The following is an 18,983-nucleotide window of genomic DNA, read 5'->3' as shown; positions in this document are numbered from 1 at the left end:
GGCGAGGCGTCCTTCGTGCCGATGCCATCCGCCGCAGGTGCACACGGCACCTTCAGCATCGATGCCGATGGCCACTGGACCTACCAGCTCGACAATTCCCAACCGGCGGTGCAGGCGCTGACCTCCGGCGGCGGCCAGCTCACCGATACGGTGACGGTCTCGACGCTCGACGGCACGACGCAGCAGATCACCGTGACGATCAACGGCACCGACGACGGCGCGCAGGTCACCGGTACCCCGGTCGGCACGGTCACCGAAGACACCCGCCTCACCACCTCCGGCAAGCTCGACGTCACCGATCCCGACGCGGGGGAGGCGTCCTTCGTGCCGATGCCATCCGCCGCAGGTGCACACGGCACCTTCAGCATCGATGCCGATGGCCACTGGACCTACCAGCTCGACAATTCCCAACCGGCGGTGCAGGCGCTGACCTCCGGCGGCGGCCAGCTCACCGATACGGTGACGGTCTCGACGCTCGACGGCACGACGCAGCAGATCACCGTGACGATCAACGGCACCGACGACGGCGCGCAGGTCACCGGCACGCCGGTCGGCACGGTCACCGAAGACACCCGCCTCACCACCTCCGGCAAGCTCGACGTCACCGATCCCGACGCGGGGGAGGCGTCCTTCGTGCCGATGCCATCCGCGGCGGGTACGCACGGCACCTTCAGCGTCGATGCCGATGGCCACTGGACCTACCAGCTCGACAATTCCCAACCGGCGGTGCAGGCGATGGGTCCGACCGATCACCTGACCGACAAGATAACAGTCTCGACCCTCGACGGCACCACCCGTGACATCACGGTGACGATCAACGGCACCGACGACAACCCGGTGGTGACCAGCGGGACCAATCCGCGGCTGGGCGGGCTCGGTGCAGTCAAGGAAGACGGTGCGCCGGGCGAGGTCGTCGATCTCTACATGCGCAACGTGCTCCATCACCTGACCAACAGCGGCACGCTGACGGCGACAGACATCGACAATCCGCAGGGCGATCTGAGCTGGCATCTCGTCGGCAACGGGCAGGGCAGCCACGGCACGCTGAGCCTCGATCCGCAGGGCCACTGGGTCTACACGCTCGACAACACCGACCCGCTCATCCAGCGCCTGCCGGAGGGGACCGCGCGCAGCGAGACCTTCCAGGTCGAGGTGACCGACGGCGCGGGCGGCAGCAGCCGGACGATGGTCTATATCAAGATCGAAGGCACGAATGATGCGCCGGTGATCTCGCTGCAGGCCGGCGACAGCGATCATGGCGCGGTGACCGAGGACACCGCGCGCGCGACGGTAACCGGCAGTCTGACAGGCACCGATGTCGATGTGCATGCAGCGGCACCGGGCAGTGCGGCAGGGCATCTTGTCACCTCGAGCAGCACCGAGACGGTGACCTGGGCGGTGGACCCGGGCACGCCGGGGACCTATGGTACGCTGAGCGTGGACCAGAGCGGTCGGTGGAGCTACACGCTCGACAACGGCAACCCGGCGGTGCAGGCGCTGGCGGCAGGCCAGCTCGAGCATGAGCACTTCACGGTGACCGCGACCGACCCGCACGGCGCCGTGGCGACACATACCGTGACCATCGACGTGACCGGCACGAATGACGGCGCCGTGATCACCGGCGGAACCGGGGCGGTGACGGAGGACAATGCACTCACCGGCGGCAACCTGACCACCGGTGGCACGCTGGCGATCACCGATCCGGACGCGGGCGAGGCGGCGTTCACGCCGGTGACGGCGGGTGCCGGGAGCTACGGCAGCTTCACGCTGGATGCGCAGGGCCACTGGACCTACACCGCCGACAACGCACAGGCAGCGATCCAGGCCCTCGGGCCGAACAGCGCGCCGCTGACCGACACGCTGACGGTGACCAGCGTCGACGGGACCAGCCATGTGCTCACCGTCACCATCTCCGGCACCAACGATGCGCCGGGGCTGACAGCAACCACGGCCTCTGCGACGGAAGACGGCGCGCAGGTGACCGGCACCCTGCCGGGCACCGATGTGGATACGGGCGACAGCCTGAGCTACGCGGTGACGGGCGCGACGCCGGCGGGCTTCACGCTGGATCCGGACGGCAGCTGGCGCTTCGATCCTTCGAACGCGGCCTATCAGTCGCTGGCGGAGGGCCACGGTCTTCCGGTGCAGGTTGCGGTGAGCGTGACCGACAGCACCGGCGCCACGACGGCGTCGACGCTGACGATCACGGTGACGGGCACCGACGATCAGCCGGTGGTGGCCGGCGCCGTGACGCTGCCGGGCGGGCCCGAGGACCAGACGCAGGTGATCACGGCGGCGCAGCTGCTGGGCCGGACGACGGATGTGGACGTGGGCGACGTGCTGTCGGTGTCGGGTCTCCCGGTGGCGGATCACGGCACCTTCTCGCAGAATGCCGGCGGCAGCTTCACCTATCATCCCGAGCCGAACTACAACGGCCCGGTGGCGATCAGCTACGCGGTGACGGACGGCACGGGGCCGAGCGTTCCGGCCACCGCGTCGATGGTGCTGAGCCCGGTGGGCGACCCGGCGGTGATCACCGGTGGCACCGGGGCGGTGACGGAGGATCTGCATGTTACCGGTGGCAACCTGACGACCGGCGGCACGCTTGGGATCACCGATCCCGATGCGGGCGAGGCGGCGTTCACGCCGGTGACGGCGGGTGCCGGGAGCTATGGCCGCTTCACGCTGGATGCGCAGGGCCACTGGACCTACACCGCCGACAACAGCCAGACGGCGATCCAGGCCCTCGGGCCAAACAGCGCGCCGCTGACCGACACGCTGACGGTGACCAGCGTCGACGGGACCAGCCATGTGCTCACCGTCACCATCTCGGGCACCAATGACGCGCCGGGGCTGACAGCAACCACGGCCTCTGCGACGGAAGACGGGGCGCAGGTGACCGGCACCCTGCCGGGCACCGACGTGGATACGGGCGACAGCCTGAGCTACGCGGTGACGGGCGCGACGCCGGCGGGCTTCACGCTGGATCCGGACGGCAGCTGGCGCTTCGACCCTTCGAACGCAACGTATCAGTCGCTGGTGGAGGGCCAGGGTCTGCCGGTCCAGGTTGCGGTGAGCGTGACCGACAGCACCGGCGCCACGACGGCGTCGACGCTGACGATCACGGTGACGGGCACCGACGATCAGCCGGTGGTGGCCGGCGCCGTGACGCTGCCGGGCGGGCCCGAGGACCAGACGCAGGTGATCACGGCGGCGCAGCTGCTGGGCCGGACGACGGATGTGGACGTGGGCGACGTGCTGTCGGTGTCGGGTCTCCCGGTGGCGGATCACGGCACCTTCTCGCAGAATGCCGGCGGCAGCTTCACCTATCATCCCGAGCCGAACTACAACGGCCCGGTGGCGATCAGCTACGCGGTGACGGACGGCACGGGGCCGAGCGTTCCGGCCACCGCGTCGATGGTGCTGAGCCCGGTGGGCGACCCGGCGGTGATCACCGGTGGCACCGGGGCGGTGACGGAGGATCTGCATGTTACCGGTGGCAACCTGACGACCGGCGGCACGCTTGGGATCACCGATCCCGATGCGGGCGAGGCGGCGTTCACGCCGGTGACGGCGGGTGCCGGGAGCTATGGCCGCTTCACGCTGGATGCGCAGGGCCACTGGACCTACACCGCCGACAACAGCCAGACGGCGATCCAGGCCCTCGGGCCAAACAGCGCGCCGCTGACCGACACGCTGACGGTGACCAGCGTCGACGGGACCAGCCATGTGCTCACCGTCACCATCTCGGGCACCAATGATGCGCCCGTGGTGACCAGCGGGCCGAATGCGTTGCTGGGCGGGCTCGGCGCGGTGCGGGAAGACGGCGCGCCGGGTGAGATTCTCCAGGCACATCTGCATAGCGGCACCTACCAGGTGTCCAACAGCGGCACGCTGACGGCGACAGACGTCGACAATCCACAGGGCGATCTGAGCTGGCATCTCGTCGGCAGCGGGCAGGGAAGCCACGGCACGCTGAGCCTCGATCCGCAGGGCCACTGGACCTACACGCTCGACAACACCGATCCGATCATCCAGCGTCTGCCGGAGGGGGCCGCGCGCAGCGAGACCTTCCAGGTCGAGGTGACCGACGGCGCGGGAGGTAGCGCCCGCAGCCGGATCTTCATCAATATCGAGGGCACGAACGACGCGCCGGTGATCTCGCTCAAGGCCGGGGACAGCGACCACGGCGCGGTGACGGAAGACGCGCGCAGCACCACGGTCTCGGGCTCGCTGACGGGCACGGATGTCGACGCGCGCACCTCGGCTCCCGGCAGTGCCGGAGGGCATCTGGTCACGGCAGGCCGCGATGGCGAGATGGTGAGCTGGGCGGTGGACCCGGGCACGCCGGGGACCTATGGCACGCTGAGCGTGGACCAGAGCGGTCGGTGGACCTACACGCTCGACAACGGCAACCCGGCGGTGCAGGCGCTGGCGGCGGGCCAGCTCGAGCATGAGCACTTCACGGTGACCGCGACCGACCCGCATGGCGCCGTGGCGACGCATACCGTGACCATCGACGTGACAGGGGCGGGCGATGGCGCTCAGATCACCGGCGGAACCGGGGCGGTGACGGAGGACAATGCACTCACCGGCGGCAACCTGACCACCGGTGGCACGCTGGCGATCACCGATCCCGACGCGGGCGAGGCGGCGTTCACGCCGGTGACAGCGGGTGCGGGGGCCTACGGCAGCTTCACGCTAGATGCTCACGGCGCCTGGACCTACACCGCCGACAACGCTCAGGCGGCGATCCAGGCGCTGGGGCCGAACAGCGCGCCGCTGACCGACACGCTGACAGTGACCAGCGTCGACGGCACAAGCCATGTGCTCACGGTGACCATCTCGGGCACCAACGACGCGCCGGTGGTCAGCCACGGAGATCTCGGCAGCACCAACCAGGATCAGCCGCGCAGCTTCACCGAGAGCGAGCTGCTGCAGAGCGTGCACGCCACCGATATCGACACCGGGGACACGCTCAGCATCCGCTCGGTGAGCGTCGATCCGCAGTTCGGGACGTTCAGCCAGGGGCAGGGCGGGGCGTGGGAGTTCCATCCGGCCGCGGGCATGACCCATGACAACATCCCGGTGCAGATCGTGGTGCGCGACAGCACCGGGGCGACCAGCACCGCGAGCGCCGATCTCGACGTTGCGCCGCTGCCGCAGACGGCGCAGGTGCAGGGGGTCGGCACGCAGCACCTGTCGGGCAGCTTCACCGGCATCACCGGTGGCTGGGGGATCGCGACGCCCGGCGGCGCCAGCGTCGTGACGCTGCATGGGCAGTACGGCACCCTGACGATCGATCCACAGACCGGGCATTTCGATTACCACTACAACCCGGATTCGGCGGTCATCAAGCATGGCGGGAGCGGAGCGGTGCCCGGGCTGCACACCGATCCCTTCACCATCACGCGCCATGGTCAGATGGTCGGAGATGCCGAGGTCGTGGTGAAGATCGACGTGCAGAGCGTTCATGGCCAAAGCGGCCATCACATCGATCACACCACGCTCGAAGGCATCACGCTGGTGCCGGCAGCGCCAGCGCCGCACGATGCACCCGACGCGGATGCGGTCGAGACGGTGACCATCAGCCCGATTGCCGATGACACGGCTGGCTTGGCGGATCATCACGGGCTCGATGCGGCAGTCCTCGGCACGGCACTGGATGCGGCCCCGCCTCCCGAGCCCGATCGCCTTGGGCCCGGCGATGCAGAGGCCGCGCCGCACGACGCGCCGGGGTTTGCGGAGCATGACGCAGGGCCCGCACCGGAGCCAGAGCCGGACGCGATGGCGCCCTACCTGCACGCGGTCGGCGGCGGCACCCCTCCGCCACAGGCCGATGTCGATCACGGCGCATCGGCCTATCTCGACAGCCTCGGCGTCAGCCCGGGCGATCTGCCCGACCCCGGCCAGACCGGTGTGCCCGACGACCCGGCGCTGCTGCCGGATCCGGCGGGCGCCGATGCCGAACACCATGCCGATCCCGGGGCGCATCACGATCTCCCCGTCGACGAACCGGTCGACGATCCGAGCCTGCACGGCCAGCCCGACCCGACCGACGACAATACCGGCTGAGCCGCGGACCGGCGCGCATTCTCAGTGCCCATTCCAAGGACGATTGTCCGGGTCTTCGAGCCAGGGACATGGCAATTTATCACGCTGGCTTCCTCGCGACCGACAGCCTTGCCGTGGCGTGCCCGGCAGCCGGCCTCGCCGCCGCGGATGAACAGGCCGCGATCGTCCGCGACCGTGCGCAATTGCCGACCGTGGGCAGCCCCGACGCGCAGAACGGCATCGAGATCACCTCGTCGGAGCTCTGCGAGGCCGGAACCGTGGTGCATATGCCCGACGCGGGTGGCACCAGCCGGGAATGCATTGGCGACAGCGATAGTGCGGTCGGCGACCGGCTGAGCGGCGCGGGCCCGCTGGCCGGGGCTCACCCCCGGAGGATGGTGCGCAGGGCGCGCCCTCTCAGCGCCGCAGCTCCATGATCAGGCAGGTGGTGGTTCCGAAGGCGACGACGCGCCCCTCGGCGTCGAGCAGCTTGGCCTCGGAGGTGCCGATGCTGCGCCCGAGGGTGATCAGCTCGCCCACGCAGGTATAGATCTCGCCCACCTTGGGCGCGCGGGTGAGGTTGGTCTTGACCTCGACGGTGGTGTAGCCGCGCCCCGCCGGCAGACCGGAATGCACCGCGCAGGCCAGCGTGCTGTCGAGCACCGTCATCGCCCAGCCGCCATGCACCCCGCCCATCGGGTTGATGAAATTCGGCGGCGGCGAGCAGGTCCAGGTGACCCGGCCCTTCTCCGCCGCGGTGATCCACTGGTTCGACACCGCGCAGACCGGCGGCGAGGGCAGCTCCCCGGCGATCATCCGGGCAAAGAGCTCGAGCCCCGAGTGGCTGGCAAGCGTTTGCGGCGGGATGACACCGAGCGGGCGGTCGGGACGGGCGGTCATCGGGGCATCTCCTTCTGGCCACGACGCAGTTTCGCGCCGCTTGGCGCAGCTATGGCCGGGCTTTGCGGCGGATGCAAAGCGAACGCTGCGGCGCACGTGCTCAGGCGGGGGGCGCCACGGGGAGCTTGCTCGACGCCTTCATCTCCTTCAGCGACAGGTTCGAGCGGATGCTCGTCACCCCCGGCAGGCGGCGCAGGGTGCCGTCGACGAAGCTGCTGTAGTCGTCGAGATCGCGGGCCACCACGATGAGCAGGAAATCGTCGGCGCCGGTGGTGTTGTGACAGGCCAGGATGTTGGGCGTGGTCTCGACGATGCGCTGGAACTCGGCGGTGGCCGCCTGGTCGTGCTCGGAGCAGCGCAGTTGCACGAAGGCCATGACGCCGAGCCCGAGTTTGCGGCGGTTGAGGTTGGCCTGATAGCCCTCGATGACGCCGCTTTCCTCGAGCCGCTTGAGCCGCCGCCAGCACGGGGTTTCGCTCATGCCGAGGGTCTCGGCGAGCCGTGCGTTGGTCATTCGGCCGTCTTCCTGCAGCAGGGTGAGGATGCGGGCGCTCACGGCGTCGATCTCGGGCATGGGCAGAAAGCTCTCGAATTGCGGGTCTGGGGAAAGGGATCTTTCCGAAACTAGCCGGAAGTGAAGAAGATTGGCAAAGCCATTCCCCGCGGTCTGGTTATGATCTCCCGAAAGAAACGCGGAAACCGAAAGACCCTGCCATGAAAGCCGTCCTGTTCGAGAACTTCCAAGAAGCGCCCAAGCTGGTCACCGTCAACGATCCCTCGCCCGACCCGCATGGCGTTGTGCTGAAGGTCGCCGCCACCGGCGTCTGCCGCAGCGACTGGCATGGCTGGATGGGGCATGACAGCGACATCGAGCTGCCGCACGTGCCCGGCCACGAGCTTGCCGGCGAGATCGCGGCGGTGGGCCGGGACGTGCGCAACTGGGCCGTGGGCGACAAGGTCACGGTGCCGTTCATCTGCGGCTGCGGCAGCTGCTCCGAGTGCCACGCCGGGCAGCAGCAAGTTTGCCCGAACCAGGAGCAGCCGGGCTTTACCCATTGGGGCTCCTTCGCGGAATACGTGCCGATCCACCAGGCCGATCTCAACCTCGTGGCTCTGCCGGAGGGCATGGGCTTCGACACCGCGGCGAGCCTCGGCTGCCGCTTCGCCACCTCGTTCCGTGCGGTAATCGATCAGGGCAAGGTGCGGGCCGGGCAATGGGTTGCGGTGCATGGCTGCGGCGGGGTCGGCCTCTCGGCGGTGATGATCGCCGCCGCCGCCGGGGCCAACGTGATCGGGGTCGATCTCGATCCGGCGAAGCTGGCACTGGCGCAGGAGCTTGGCGCGGTGGCCGTGATCGACGGGCGCGCGGCGGACGTGCCCGAGGCGATCCGTGAGATCACCGGGGGCGGTGCGCATGTCTCGCTCGACGCGCTTGGCCATCCGGTGACCATGACCAACTCGATCCTCTGCCTGCGGCCGCGCGGCAAGCATGTGCAGGTCGGGCTGATGCTGGGCGAGCACGCGGCGCCGGCGGTGCCGATGCCCAAGATCGTCGGGCAGGAGATCGAGCTACTGGGCTCGCACGGGATGCAGGCGCATCGCTACGGCGCGATGCTCGACATGGTGGCCAGCGGCAAGCTCGATCCGGCGCGGCTGGTCGGCGACCGTATCAGCCTCGCCGAGGCGCCGGCGGCGCTGATGAACATGGACAAGTTCCAGTCGGTCGGCGCCACGGTGATCACCCGGTTCTGAGGCGCATCCGCGCCTTTGCAGGGCAGCCCCGAGCGGCTATGCCTGCGGGTCGGGGCGCGCGTGCACCCCGGCAGGGAAGAGGGCGGCCGGCAGCGGCCGTCGGGAGGAGAGTGAGAGATGTTCGAGACGGTCGGGGACTATCCCGTCGACCCCATCATGATCGGGGCCGAGTACTTTGCGCAGGATCCGCGCAGCGACAAGCTCAACCTGACGGTGGGAATCTATCAGGACGCGCATGGCGAGACGCCGGTGCTGCAGGCGGTCAAGCGCGCCGAGCGGCAATTGGTCGAGACCCAGAAGACCAAGTCCTACCTCGCGTTGACCGGCGATGCCGAGTATTGCGCCGTGCTGGGCCGCGCGCTGATAGGCGCGGCTCATGACGCCACCTGGGTCTCAGCGCAGACCGCCGGCGGCGCGGTGGCGCTGCGGGTGATGGCGGATCTTCTGGCGCAGATGCCGGCCAGGCCCACGGTCTGGATGCAGCGCCCGACCTACGGCAATTACGTCCCGATCCTCAGCGCCGCGGGCGCACGCTTTGCCGATGTGCCCTATTACGATCCGCTCCGTCGCGAGATCACCTTCGAACAGATGCTCGACGGGCTCTCTGCGGCGCGGCCGGGCGACGTCTTCCTGATGCAAGGGGTCTGTCACAACCCGACCGGGGCCGACATGACGCCCGAGCAGATCGAGGCGCTGCTGGATGCGCTTGAGGCGCGCGGACTCGTGCCGTGGCTAGATCTCGCCTATCTCGGCTTTGCCGGCAGCTTCGAGGAGGATTGCGCCACGGCCCGCCTCATCGCCGAGCGCTTCGAGGAATGCATCCTCTGCATCACCCTGTCGAAGTCCTTCGGCATCTACCGCGACCGCGCCGGGGCGCTCTTCGTGAAGACCCGCAGCGCCGACCGGGCGCGGGTGCACCGCGCGGTGACGGCCATCGTGCGCTCGAGCGCCTCGCACGCGCCGGATCACGGGCCGTCGGTGGTGCGCACCATCCTGCAGGATCCGGAGCTGACGGCGATGTGGCTCGGCGAGCTCGACGCGATGCGCGCCCGCGTGGCGCAGGTGCGCACCGCGCTGGTGCAGGCCGAGCACGACATCTTCGGCACCGGGGAGCTCGCCTATCTTGGGCAACAGGCGGGGATGTTCTCGCTGCTGCCACTGACTGACGCGCAGGAGGCGGCGCTGACCCGCGAGTACGGCATTCACGTGGTCAAGGGCGGCCGGGTCAACGTGGCGCGGCTCGGGCCGGGCGACATCCCGTGGCTGGTGAAGGCAGTGCACGCGGTGATGGCGCCGGTGGCCTGAGCCGTCTCAGGGGCCGCTCGCCGGATCTCCCCTCGCCGGTCTCGCGCTCGGACTTGCACATCCCGCCCGGACCGCCAGGTGCCCTCGGCATCAGCGTCGGACCCCTGCGGCTCCGATGAGGGCGCGGCCTGCGCGGGCTGCGCGCCGGGGAGAGCGCTGGATCAGGCGCGCGACCCGTCAGGCTGCTGCCCCGAGGCGTCTGGCGCGGCGGTGGCGGGGTCCGGGAAGCGCACGGTGAAGGTGGTTCCCGCGCCTTCCGCGGTCTCGAAGGCGATCGCGCCGAGATGTTGGTCGGTGATCGCCTTCACGATGCTCAGCCCGAGCCCGCTGCCTTCATCCACCCGGTAGCTCGGCGCGCGGGAAAACCGCTCGAAGAGCGTCGGCTGAAGCGCGACAGGGATGCCGGCGCCTTCGTCGCGGACCCAGAAGCCCAAACCGTCCTCGGTCAGGCCGACAGAAACCACGCCGTCCTCGGGCGACGCCTTGATCGCGTTCGAGATCAGGTTGGACGCGAGGCGCTGGATGCGCTCGGCGTGCAGAGACAGCGCGGGGGCGGGCCCGGCAGGCGCCAGAGACAGCCGCACCCGGCGCTCTTCCGCATAGGGCTCGATGGCTTCGATCGCGCGTTCGAGGATCGGTCTCAGCGGGATCGCATCGAAATCCGCGCGGCCGGCATCCGAGCGCAGCTTCTCGAGATCGAGAATGTCGCTCGTCATGCGCTCGATGGCGGTGGCGTTGCGTAATGCGATCGCGAGGAGCTTTTGGCTGCCCTCGGGCAGCTCCGTCTCGCGCGCGCCGAGCAGCCGAAGCGCACCCTGCAGCGCCGCGAGCGGGTTCTTCAGCTCGTGGCTGACCGTCGCGATCAGCGTGTCCTTGGCGCGCTCGAAGCGCTTTTCCTCGGTGACGTCGCGGATCACGCCGAGATAGCCGAGATGCTCCCCCGCCTCGGTGCGCACATCCGCCGAGGACACCGCACCCTCGAAGACCGAGCCGTCGGCCCGCCGGCAGGACAGCGCGAATCGGTCGCGTTGATAGTGAGAGCCGGGATTGAAGTTCTTCTTGCCCATGGCCTCGTAGTCGTCGAGCGCCTCGTAGAGCACCGCCGTCTGCCGCCCGAGAAGCTGGCCCGGGGTGTAGCCGAAGAGCTCTTCGACCGCCGGGTTGACGATCGAGACGCGGCGATCCGGATCGGCCACGATCACGGCCTCGGGCACCGCGTCGATCACCGCCGCGAACAGGCTTCGCTGGGCACGCAGCTGCCGCCGCTCCTCGCGCCCGCGCAATTCGTTGCCGAGCCAGCGTGCGAGGAAGCCGACAAATTCCCGCTCCTGATCGGAAAACGGCCGCATGCGCGGCTCGGGGCTGGAGAAGTTGAGCGTGCCGTGGCGCGAAGCGCCCTGAAACACCGGCGCCCCTATATAGCTTTCGAGCCCGAAATTCAGGTAGCAGGGATGGTCCGAGATATGCTCCTGGCCGGCATGGTAGAAGGCGGTGACCTCATTGGCCTGTAGCGTGTGCAGGCAATAGGTGCCGTCGACGTCGAAGCGCGTTCCCGGTGCCGGCGCCCAGTCGGGCCCGTGGACGAAGCTGCAGGTGTAGGTCCGATCTTCGATTGCACTGACGATGCCAAGCTCGAGCCCGAGCGCGGCGCTGCCAAGCTCGAGCAGGCGGCCGACCTTGTCGCAGAAGGGAAGGTCCGGTTCGACCGCAAGGAGGTAAAGCCGGCGCAGGGCCTCGTCGAAGCCCTGGAAGGCAGGTCGGTCAGCGGTCATCTTCTGGCATCTCTTCGTGTCGAGCTCAGGATAGGTTTAGGGCGCGCTAACAAATTCTCTAGTTACCTACCCAAGCAAATGCACGGCTCGGTTGCCAAAGTAAACTCCTGAGTCCAAACGCTTCTTGAAACCGCGCCCTCACGCCCGAGTGCGGCCCCGACATCTTCGCCGCTCGCGCGATGCGGTGTCGGTCGCCGGTTCCGCTGCTTTTCGAAGCCTTTCGGCAGGCGTGATCCGGCCCGGTGCTCCGCGCGCCACAGGCCCGCGCAAGGGGCCTGTGGCGCGGTTGCCGAGCGCGCTCGGCGCTCAGGGGCGCAGCATGATCTTGCCGGCCCGGCCGGGCGTCAGCGCCGCTTTCATCGCGTCGGCGCTGCGCGACAGGGAGTAGCTGCCACCGGTCTCGAGCGGCAGCTCGCCGCGCGCGGCCAGCTCGACCAGTTCGCCGATCAGGCGGCGGCGGGTGTCGAGCGCCATCTCCTGGCTGACCCGCGCTCCCCAGAAGCCCTTCACCGTGATGTGCTTGGTGATGAGATCGCTCGAGGACAGCGCCAGCGGCGCGCCGGTCGCGGTGCCGAAAACCACCAGCTCGCCATCGGTGCCCAGCAGGTCGACGAGGCTCGCCGCCATCTCGCCGCCGACCGAGTCGATGGCCGAGACCGCGCCGGCCTCGCCGATCAGGGCGCGCGCCTTGGACTTCCAGTCGGGATCTGCGGTCGAGAGCACGTTGGTCATGCCGGTCTTGAGCAGCTCGTTGGCGGCCTCGTCGCGGCGCACGAGGTTGAGCAGGTGGATGCCGCGCGCTCTGGCGAGCCCGGACATGATCTTGCCGACCGCACCGTTGGCGGCGGTCTGGATCAGCCATTGGCCTTCACCGACCTTCAGCGTCTCGAGCAGCGACAGCGCGCTGAACGGCATCGCCACGAGCTGGGCGCCGGCGGTGTCGGGAATGGCCTCGGGCAGCGGCAGCAGCGCGGAGGCGGGGGCGGTGAAATACTCCGCCCAGGCGCCGTGCACCCCGGCCGCGGCGACGCGCTTGCCAAGCAGCTCGGGATCGACGCCCTCGCCAAGCGCCTCGACGATGCCAAGCGCCTCGGAGCCGCCGATGGCGCCGGGCAGCGGCGGCTTGTAGCCGTAGCTGCCGCGGATCGTCCACAGATCGTGATTGTGGATCGGCGACAGCACCATGCGGATCAGCGCCTCGCCCGGCCCGGGCTCGGGGCGCTCGATCTCGCGCGCGTCAAGAACATCGGCGGGCTCGCCGAAGGTGTCGTGGATGGCAGCGAACATGCTGGTCTTTCCTTTCAGTCGGTGGGGTCTGCCCCGGTGGGGGCAAGCTGGGCAGAGGTCTCCTCGCGCGCCATGCGCAGGGGCGCATCGCTCCGCGCGAGCTTGGCGAGCACCGCGGCGCCGAGCCAACGGGCATAGAGCATCCGGGCGGTGGCGTCGGGATCGCCGACTCGGGCCACGCTGCCATCCTCCGCGCCGTCGCGCAGCAGGCGGGCGATGCGCGCCACGAGTGCGTCGACGCCGCGGTCGAGGATCTCGCGCATCGGCTCCGAGAGATCGGCGATCTCGGCGCCGAGCTTCACCACGAGGCATTCGCCGGCGATGCCTGCGTGCCCGGCCTCGGCCAGCCAAGCATCCCAGAACCGCGCGAGCTTGTCGCCGGCGCTGCCAGGGCTGTCGATGAGGGCATCGAAGCGCTCGAGATAGCCCGCGACGTAATCCTCAAGCAGGGCCGCGCCGAAGGCCTCCTTGGAGGCGAAGTAGTAGTAGAACGACCCCTTCGGCACGCCGCTCTCGGCGAGGATGCGGGACAGCCCCACCCCCGAGAACCCGTGGCGCAGCAGCAGGCCGCGTCCGGCGTCGAGAATGCGTTTCCGCGTGAGATCCGATTTGCTTTCCTCTGTCATGAACGGCGAGATAGGAGATAATAGACCGGTCGTCTAGTAACCCTCGCAAAGCTGTGACCGGCCTCGAATCCGGGCGGGACCGCGGCCCCGCGACATGGCGGGGCCGCGCCGCGCGTCACTCATAGGCGCCGGCGGAGTAGGTCAGCTCGTAGCTGTGGCTGTAAAGCTCGAAGACGATGCCGAACGGATCTTCGACATAGACCATGCGGTAGGGCTTCTTGCCGGGGAAATACTCGCGCACCGGCATGCGCTGGCGGCCGCCGGCTTCGACGATGCGCCGGGTCAACCCTTCGACATCGGGATCCTGCACCGCGAAGTGGAAGGTGCCGTGACGCTTGTGCTCGAGCTTGTCCTCCGGGGCATAATTCCCCGGAAACTCGAAGATCTCGATGCCGATGCCGTCGGCTGTCGCCAGATGCGCAATCCGCAGCGAGCCCCAGCCGGGGCCGAAGACGTCGGTGCACATGACGCCGATGGCGCTGTCATCCTCGACCGCCTCGGAGGGCGCCATGACGACGTAGAAGCCGAGCACCTCCGAGTAGAATTTGACCGCGGCGTCGAGGTCGGGAACCGAAAGCCCGATATGCGAGAAGGTGCGGGGGGTCTGTTGCATTGGCTGTCTCCTTGCTTGGCTGTGTGCCCCGGAGGTAGACATCCCGCGCCCGCATGTGAAATTATCATATGGGATACCAATGATAATTGTTTGTAATATAAATGCTGAACGCCACCTGGCTCGAGACCTTCACCACGCTGTGCGAGGCCGGCCATTTCACCCGCGCCGCGGAGCGGCTCAACATGACCCAGCCCGGCGTTTCGCAGCATCTCAGGAAGCTCGAGGATCAGGTCGGCCAGCCGCTGATCGCGCGCGAGGGCAAGCGCTTCACCCTGACCGCCGCCGGAGATGCGGTCTTTGCGCTCGGTCTGTCGCGACGCGGCGAGGAGGCGCGGCTGCGCGAGGCGATCGAGACCGATGACCGGGATGCCGGCGCGCTCTCTATCGGCTGTTCCGGCAGCTTTGCCATGCTGCTCTCGCCGCTGCTGCTGGACTGGATGGCGCGGGCCCCGGCGCTGCTGGTGCGGCTGGTCGCGGCGCCGCAGGGCGAGATCCGCGCCGGCCTACTCGAAGGGCGCTTCGATCTTGGCGTGCTGGGCGCCGCTCCCGGCCACGCGCGGCTTGAGGCGCGCTATCTCGGGCGCGAGGAGTTGTGCCTGGTGCTGCCGAAGGAGGCGCCGGACCGGATGCCGGATCTCGCGGACCTGGAGGCGCGCGGCTTCATCGCGCATCCGGACGGCTTTGCCTATGCCGACGAGTTGCTGGGGCTGAACTTTCCAGACGCCTATCCCGGTGCCGACCGGCTGCGCCTGCGGGGGTTTCTCAACCAGATCGGGCAGATTCCGGCGCCGGTCGCAAAGGGGATCGGCTACACGCTGCTGCCGCGCAGCGGGGTCGAGGCCTTTGCCGGCAAGCAGGATCTGCGTGTGGCGCCGATGGCGCAGCGCCGCTGGCATGAGCTCTGGCTGGTCAACCGCAAGGGGCGGGTTGCGACGGCGCGCGCGGCTCATGCCGCAAGCCTGATCCGCGAGGCGGCACAGCGACTCTAGCGTACGAGATGCAACGCTATCTCTGGGACGGCTTGGCGATGGGTCAGCCTGCGGATGACGCCGCCTGCGGTCGGCGCAGCTGGCCCAGTTCGTCGGCGAGATCGGCGCAGAGCAGGCGCATGCGCTCGGGATCGTGCTCGCGCTGCGCCTGGATCTTGAGGCCGAAGATATAGGTCTGCAGCCGCCGCGCGATGCGGTCGGGATCGCTTCCCGGCGGCAGCTCTCCCATCGCTTGCGCCCGCCGCAGGGCCCCGGCCAGCAGGCCCTCCACGGTATCGAGATGCCCCAGCACGACGGCGCGCAGCTCGGCCTCGCCGGGCACTTCGAGCAGCGACTTCACCAGCATGCAGGCGGTCGACGGGCGATCACCGGGGCGCAGCTCGGCGAGGCTGCGCAGGTGGCTTTGCAGCGCCTCGATCGGCGAGTCCGCACGCGCCAACAGGGTCTCGAGATCGTGGGCCATGCGCGCGCCGTAGCGATCGAGCGTGGCGCGAAACAGCGCCTCCTTGCTCCGGAACGCGCCGTAGATTGAGCCGGGGCGCATCTGCAGCGCCTGCTCGAGATCCTTCAGCGAGGTCGCGTGATAGCCCTTGACCCAGAACAGGGTCATCGCCGCGTCGAGCGCGGCCTCGCGGTCATAGGAAGCGGTGCGTGCCATGCCGGGACCATAGGCATTTGCGGGGGCGAAAAGAAGGGGGGGAGGGATTCTTGAGCGATCACTCTAATATTACTTGAGCGATTGCTCAAAAATGGTCAGGTTCGGCGCATCGCACCTCAGACCCACGGAAAGGGCCAGATCTCATGACCAAGTTCGAACGCTTCGACGACAGCAACGCGCCGGCTGACTCGCTACCGCTGATCGAGAAATCCAAGAAGGCTTTCGGCCGCCTGCCGGGGCTGCATTCGGTGATGGCGGGCTCGCCGCCGCTGCTCGACGGTTACCAGACGCTGCACCGGCTCTTCGCCGAGGAGACGGCCTTTGATGCTGAAGAGAAGACCGTCGTCTGGCAGACCATCAACGTCTACCACGAGTGCCATTACTGCGTGCCGGCCCATACCGGCATCGCCAAGATGATGGGCGTGAGCGACGGCATCTCCGACGCGCTGCGCGACGAGACCCCGCTGCCCAGCGACAAGCTCGAGGCGCTACGGAGCTTCACGCTGGCGATGCTGGAGACCCGTGGCAACCCGGGCGAAGACGCATTCGGGGCGTTCTACGCGGCGGGCTACGGCGAGCGGCAGGTGCTCGATATCATCCTCGGGCTCGCCCAGAAGGTGATGAGCAACTACACCAACCACGTGGCCCAGACGCCGGTGGACGCGCCGATGCAGAAATTCGCCTGGACCCCGAAGGCGCAGCGCTGATCGCGGGACGGTCTCAAGGGAGGCACCCGGATCACTGGGTGCCTCTCGCCGCGCCTGGGCGCGAGCCACCTTGCACAGCTGAGCGCGCTACGGCGCCGCACCACGGCCTCAGACTGGATCGCCCCCAGCCTGAGCGCTTGCTTGCAAAACGCGCCAATCCCGCGACTCGGCCGAAAAACGCGGCGCCTTGCGAGAGTACCGGATCGCCGAGGCCGGGCCGTCCGGCGAAAGCGGGCCCGCGCGAGCAATCAAAACCGACGCCCGCCGGCTCGCGGCGATTCAGGCCGAGCCCGGACGTCCGGCCCCCGATGACCTGTCAACGCAGCGGCGCGACCCCGTCTCCAGGCCGATCTCGACGGCTGGCGTCCGAGGCTGAAGCGGGCGCGCATACGCCCCCGGCGCCGCTTATACCGCCGCCGCCAGCCAAGGCATCACACTGCCTTCGACTGGTTGACCCGTGCCGACAGGGCCGCGTGATCCTCGACCCGCTCCGAGTAGCGGTCCACCAGCTGATCGCGGATGTCGCGGGTCAGCAGGGTGAACTTCACCAGCTCCTCCATCACGTCGACGATGCGGTTGTAGTAGGGCGAGGGCTTCATCCGGCCGTCTTCGTCGAACTCGTCCCAGGCCTTGGCGACGGAGGATTGGTTGGGGATGGTCAGCAGCCGCATCCAGCGCCCGAGGATGCGCAGCTGGTTGACCGTGTTGAACGATTGCGAACCGCCGCAGACCTGCATCACCGCCAGTGTCTTGCCCTGCGTCGGCCGCACCGAGCCCAGCGACAGGGGGATCCAGTCGATCTGGCTCTTCATGATCCCGGTCATCGCGCCGTGGCGTTCGGGCGAAGACCAGACCATGCCCTCGCACCAGCTCACAAGGTCGCGCAGCTCGGCCACCTTGGGGTGATCGGTCGGGGCGCTGTCCGGCGCGGGCAGGTCGCGCGGATCGAAGAGCCTTACCTCGGCACCGAAGCGGGTAAGGATGCGCGCAGCCTCCTCGGCGGCAAAGCGCGAGAAGCTGCGCTCGCGCAGCGATCCGTAGAGGATCAGGATGCGCGGGGGATGGCTGCTGCGCCCGGTGGGGAAGAGAGCGTCGGGGTCTATGGGCGCGAAGGCGGCGTCGGTGATCTGCGGCGTGTCGGTCATGTCGGTTCCCTTGGGGCGAGGCTTCTCGGGAGGCTCAGGTGGCGGGAAAGCGGGCGCGGGTGCGGTTGGCGAAGGCCACGAGCGACAGCATCACCGGCACCTCGACCAAAACCCCCACCACGGTGGCCAGCGCCGCGCCCGAGTTCAGTCCGAAGAGGCTGATGGCGACGGCGACCGCCAGCTCGAAGAAGTTCGACGTGCCGATCATGGCGCAGGGCGCGGCGATCCGGTGCGGCACTTTCAGCAGCCATGCTGCGCCATAGGCCAGCGCGAAGATGCCGTAGCTCTGGATCAGGATCGGCACCGCGATCAGGGCGATCACCAGCGGCCTTGCGAGGATGACCTCGCCCTGCAGGCCGAAGAGGATGGCTACGGTGGCAATGAGGCCGATCATCGACAGCGGCTTGATGCGGGCGGTGAAATCCGCGATGGCGGCCTCGGACCCGAGCGCGCGGCGCGTCAGCAGCCCCGCCACCAGCGGCAGCACCACGTAGAGCACCGTGGCCAGCACCAGCGTGTCCCAGGGCACCGCGATTTCGGTCACCCCGAGGAGCAGCGCCACGATGGGCGCGAAGGCCACCACCATGATGAGATCGTTCACCGAGACCTGAACCAGCGTATAGGTGGCATCGCCCCGCGTGAGCTGGCTCCAGACGAAGACCATGGCAGTGCAGGGCGCCGCGCCGAGCAGGATCAGCCCGGCGATGTATTGCGCCGCATCTTCCGGGGCGATCCAGGGCGCAAAGAGATGCTCGAAGAACAGCACCGCGAGCAGGGCCATGGTGAAGGGCTTGATCAGCCAGTTGACGACCAACGTCACCAGGAGACCCTTCGGCTGCCGCGCGACCCCGGCCACGGCACCGAAATCGACGCTGACCATCATCGGGTAGACCATCGCCCAGATCAGCACCGCCACCACGAGGTTGATCGAGGCGAGCTCGGCCGCCGCGATGGCGTTGACCAGCCCGGGCAGCGCCGTGCCGATCGCGATGCCCGCCACCATCGCAAGCGCAACCCAGAGGGTCAGGAGGCGCTCGAAGCGGCCCATCGGGGCGGGGGCGGTCGTGTCGGACATGGGGACTCCGGGTTGGCATGAATTTGTCATTTCGCGTATTCGCGAATTGATTGACGGATAGGTCAGAGGGGCCTCGCTTGTCAACATTCCTCATTTCGCG

At 68.6% G+C, this 18,983-nt stretch carries 15 protein-coding genes; 6 read left to right on the top strand and 9 right to left on the bottom strand.

The features are described 5' to 3' along the window. Together KUV62_RS15600 and KUV62_RS15595 are read left to right on the top strand one after the other, a co-directional pair. Positions 1-6,075: VCBS domain-containing protein (locus tag KUV62_RS15600; RefSeq protein WP_222604642.1), on the top strand; the 6,075-nt coding region annotated here is incomplete at its 5' end. A gap of 68 nt (positions 6,076-6,143) precedes the next feature. Continuing rightward, complete coding sequence (locus KUV62_RS15595) at positions 6,144-6,491, top strand: hypothetical protein (protein WP_222604641.1); 348 nt, start codon at positions 6,144-6,146, stop codon at positions 6,489-6,491. Here the strand turns inward: KUV62_RS15595 and KUV62_RS15590 are convergent. Beyond that, on the bottom strand, positions 6,472-6,954 hold the full coding sequence (locus KUV62_RS15590) for a PaaI family thioesterase (protein ID WP_222604640.1): 483 nt from the start codon (positions 6,952-6,954) through the stop codon (positions 6,472-6,474). The two genes, KUV62_RS15595 and KUV62_RS15590, sit on opposite strands and share 20 nt — an antisense overlap. A gap of 100 nt (positions 6,955-7,054) precedes the next feature. Further along, positions 7,055-7,528, bottom strand: coding sequence for an Lrp/AsnC family transcriptional regulator (locus KUV62_RS15585; protein WP_222604639.1), 474 nt, complete (start codon positions 7,526-7,528; stop codon positions 7,055-7,057). 140 nt (positions 7,529-7,668) lie between these two features. Here KUV62_RS15585 and KUV62_RS15580 point away from each other — a divergent pair, with 140 nt between their 5' ends. Both KUV62_RS15580 and KUV62_RS15575 read left to right on the top strand, forming a co-directional pair. Continuing rightward, entirely contained in the window at positions 7,669-8,706 is a 1,038-nt protein-coding gene (locus KUV62_RS15580) for a zinc-dependent alcohol dehydrogenase family protein (protein WP_222604638.1), read from the top strand. A 117-nt stretch (positions 8,707-8,823) separates the two neighbouring features. Further along, a complete protein-coding gene (locus KUV62_RS15575) occupies positions 8,824-10,011 on the top strand; it encodes an aromatic amino acid transaminase (protein WP_222604637.1) in 1,188 nt (395 codons plus the stop codon). 161 nt (positions 10,012-10,172) lie between these two features. Here the strand turns inward: KUV62_RS15575 and KUV62_RS15570 are convergent, their stop codons facing one another. The 4 genes from KUV62_RS15570 to KUV62_RS15555 form a co-directional block, all read right to left on the bottom strand. Next, a complete protein-coding gene (locus KUV62_RS15570; protein WP_222604636.1) occupies positions 10,173-11,783 on the bottom strand; it encodes an ATP-binding protein in 1,611 nt (536 codons plus the stop codon). Between the two features lie 306 nt (positions 11,784-12,089). Continuing rightward, positions 12,090-13,070 carry a zinc-binding dehydrogenase gene (locus tag KUV62_RS15565; protein ID WP_222604635.1) on the bottom strand — a complete coding sequence of 327 codons (981 nt, stop codon included), beginning with the start codon at positions 13,068-13,070 and terminating at the stop codon, positions 12,090-12,092. 14 nt (positions 13,071-13,084) lie between these two features. Then, on the bottom strand, positions 13,085-13,696 hold the full coding sequence (locus tag KUV62_RS15560) for a TetR/AcrR family transcriptional regulator (protein ID WP_222604634.1): 612 nt from the start codon (positions 13,694-13,696) through the stop codon (positions 13,085-13,087). Between the two features lie 115 nt (positions 13,697-13,811). Next, on the bottom strand, positions 13,812-14,309 hold the full coding sequence (locus KUV62_RS15555) for a lactoylglutathione lyase family protein (protein WP_222604633.1): 498 nt from the start codon (positions 14,307-14,309) through the stop codon (positions 13,812-13,814). Between the two features lie 101 nt (positions 14,310-14,410). On the opposite strand from KUV62_RS15555, the gene KUV62_RS15550 reads away from it, so the two are divergent. Continuing rightward, a complete protein-coding gene (locus KUV62_RS15550; RefSeq protein WP_222604632.1) occupies positions 14,411-15,298 on the top strand; it encodes a LysR family transcriptional regulator in 888 nt (295 codons plus the stop codon). 43 nt (positions 15,299-15,341) lie between these two features. On the opposite strand, the gene KUV62_RS15545 is transcribed toward KUV62_RS15550, so the two are convergent. Continuing rightward, complete coding sequence (locus KUV62_RS15545) at positions 15,342-15,956, bottom strand: TetR/AcrR family transcriptional regulator (protein WP_222604631.1); 615 nt, start codon at positions 15,954-15,956, stop codon at positions 15,342-15,344. A 143-nt stretch (positions 15,957-16,099) separates the two neighbouring features. On the opposite strand from KUV62_RS15545, the gene KUV62_RS15540 reads away from it, so the two are divergent. Then, positions 16,100-16,663: a carboxymuconolactone decarboxylase family protein gene (locus tag KUV62_RS15540; RefSeq protein ID WP_222604630.1), complete on the top strand. Its 564-nt coding sequence runs from the start codon at positions 16,100-16,102 to the stop codon at positions 16,661-16,663. A gap of 431 nt (positions 16,664-17,094) precedes the next feature. Here the strand turns inward: KUV62_RS15540 and arsH are convergent, their stop codons facing one another. Both arsH and arsB read right to left on the bottom strand, forming a co-directional pair. Next, positions 17,095-17,808, bottom strand: coding sequence for an arsenical resistance protein ArsH (arsH, locus tag KUV62_RS15535; protein ID WP_222604629.1), 714 nt, complete (start codon positions 17,806-17,808; stop codon positions 17,095-17,097). Between the two features lie 34 nt (positions 17,809-17,842). After that, positions 17,843-18,883, bottom strand: coding sequence for an ACR3 family arsenite efflux transporter (gene arsB, locus KUV62_RS15530; protein ID WP_222604628.1), 1,041 nt, complete (start codon positions 18,881-18,883; stop codon positions 17,843-17,845). Positions 18,884-18,983: the final 100 nt, after the last annotated feature.

This window comes from Salipiger bermudensis, assembly GCF_019801965.1.
GTDB classification, from domain to species: Bacteria; Pseudomonadota; Alphaproteobacteria; order Rhodobacterales; family Rhodobacteraceae; genus Salipiger; species Salipiger bermudensis_A.
The sequence above is the reverse complement of the archived record's forward strand: the minus strand, read 5'-3'. Positions and strand labels throughout refer to the sequence as shown.

Coding starts and splice junctions, on each gene's coding strand:
- arsH (WP_222604629.1), bottom strand. CDS start 17,808: ATGACCGACACGCCGCAGATCACCGACGCCGCCTTCGCGCCCATAGAC.
- KUV62_RS15585 (WP_222604639.1), bottom strand. CDS start 7,528: ATGCCCGAGATCGACGCCGTGAGCGCCCGCATCCTCACCCTGCTGCAG.
- KUV62_RS15565 (WP_222604635.1), bottom strand. CDS start 13,070: ATGTTCGCTGCCATCCACGACACCTTCGGCGAGCCCGCCGATGTTCTT.
- KUV62_RS15555 (WP_222604633.1), bottom strand. CDS start 14,309: ATGCAACAGACCCCCCGCACCTTCTCGCATATCGGGCTTTCGGTTCCC.
- KUV62_RS15550 (WP_222604632.1), top strand. CDS start 14,411: ATGCTGAACGCCACCTGGCTCGAGACCTTCACCACGCTGTGCGAGGCC.
- KUV62_RS15580 (WP_222604638.1), top strand. CDS start 7,669: ATGAAAGCCGTCCTGTTCGAGAACTTCCAAGAAGCGCCCAAGCTGGTC.
- KUV62_RS15590 (WP_222604640.1), bottom strand. CDS start 6,954: ATGACCGCCCGTCCCGACCGCCCGCTCGGTGTCATCCCGCCGCAAACG.
- arsB (WP_222604628.1), bottom strand. CDS start 18,883: ATGTCCGACACGACCGCCCCCGCCCCGATGGGCCGCTTCGAGCGCCTC.
- KUV62_RS15540 (WP_222604630.1), top strand. CDS start 16,100: ATGACCAAGTTCGAACGCTTCGACGACAGCAACGCGCCGGCTGACTCG.
- KUV62_RS15545 (WP_222604631.1), bottom strand. CDS start 15,956: ATGGCACGCACCGCTTCCTATGACCGCGAGGCCGCGCTCGACGCGGCG.
- KUV62_RS15595 (WP_222604641.1), top strand. CDS start 6,144: ATGGCAATTTATCACGCTGGCTTCCTCGCGACCGACAGCCTTGCCGTG.
- KUV62_RS15570 (WP_222604636.1), bottom strand. CDS start 11,783: ATGACCGCTGACCGACCTGCCTTCCAGGGCTTCGACGAGGCCCTGCGC.
- KUV62_RS15575 (WP_222604637.1), top strand. CDS start 8,824: ATGTTCGAGACGGTCGGGGACTATCCCGTCGACCCCATCATGATCGGG.
- KUV62_RS15560 (WP_222604634.1), bottom strand. CDS start 13,696: ATGACAGAGGAAAGCAAATCGGATCTCACGCGGAAACGCATTCTCGAC.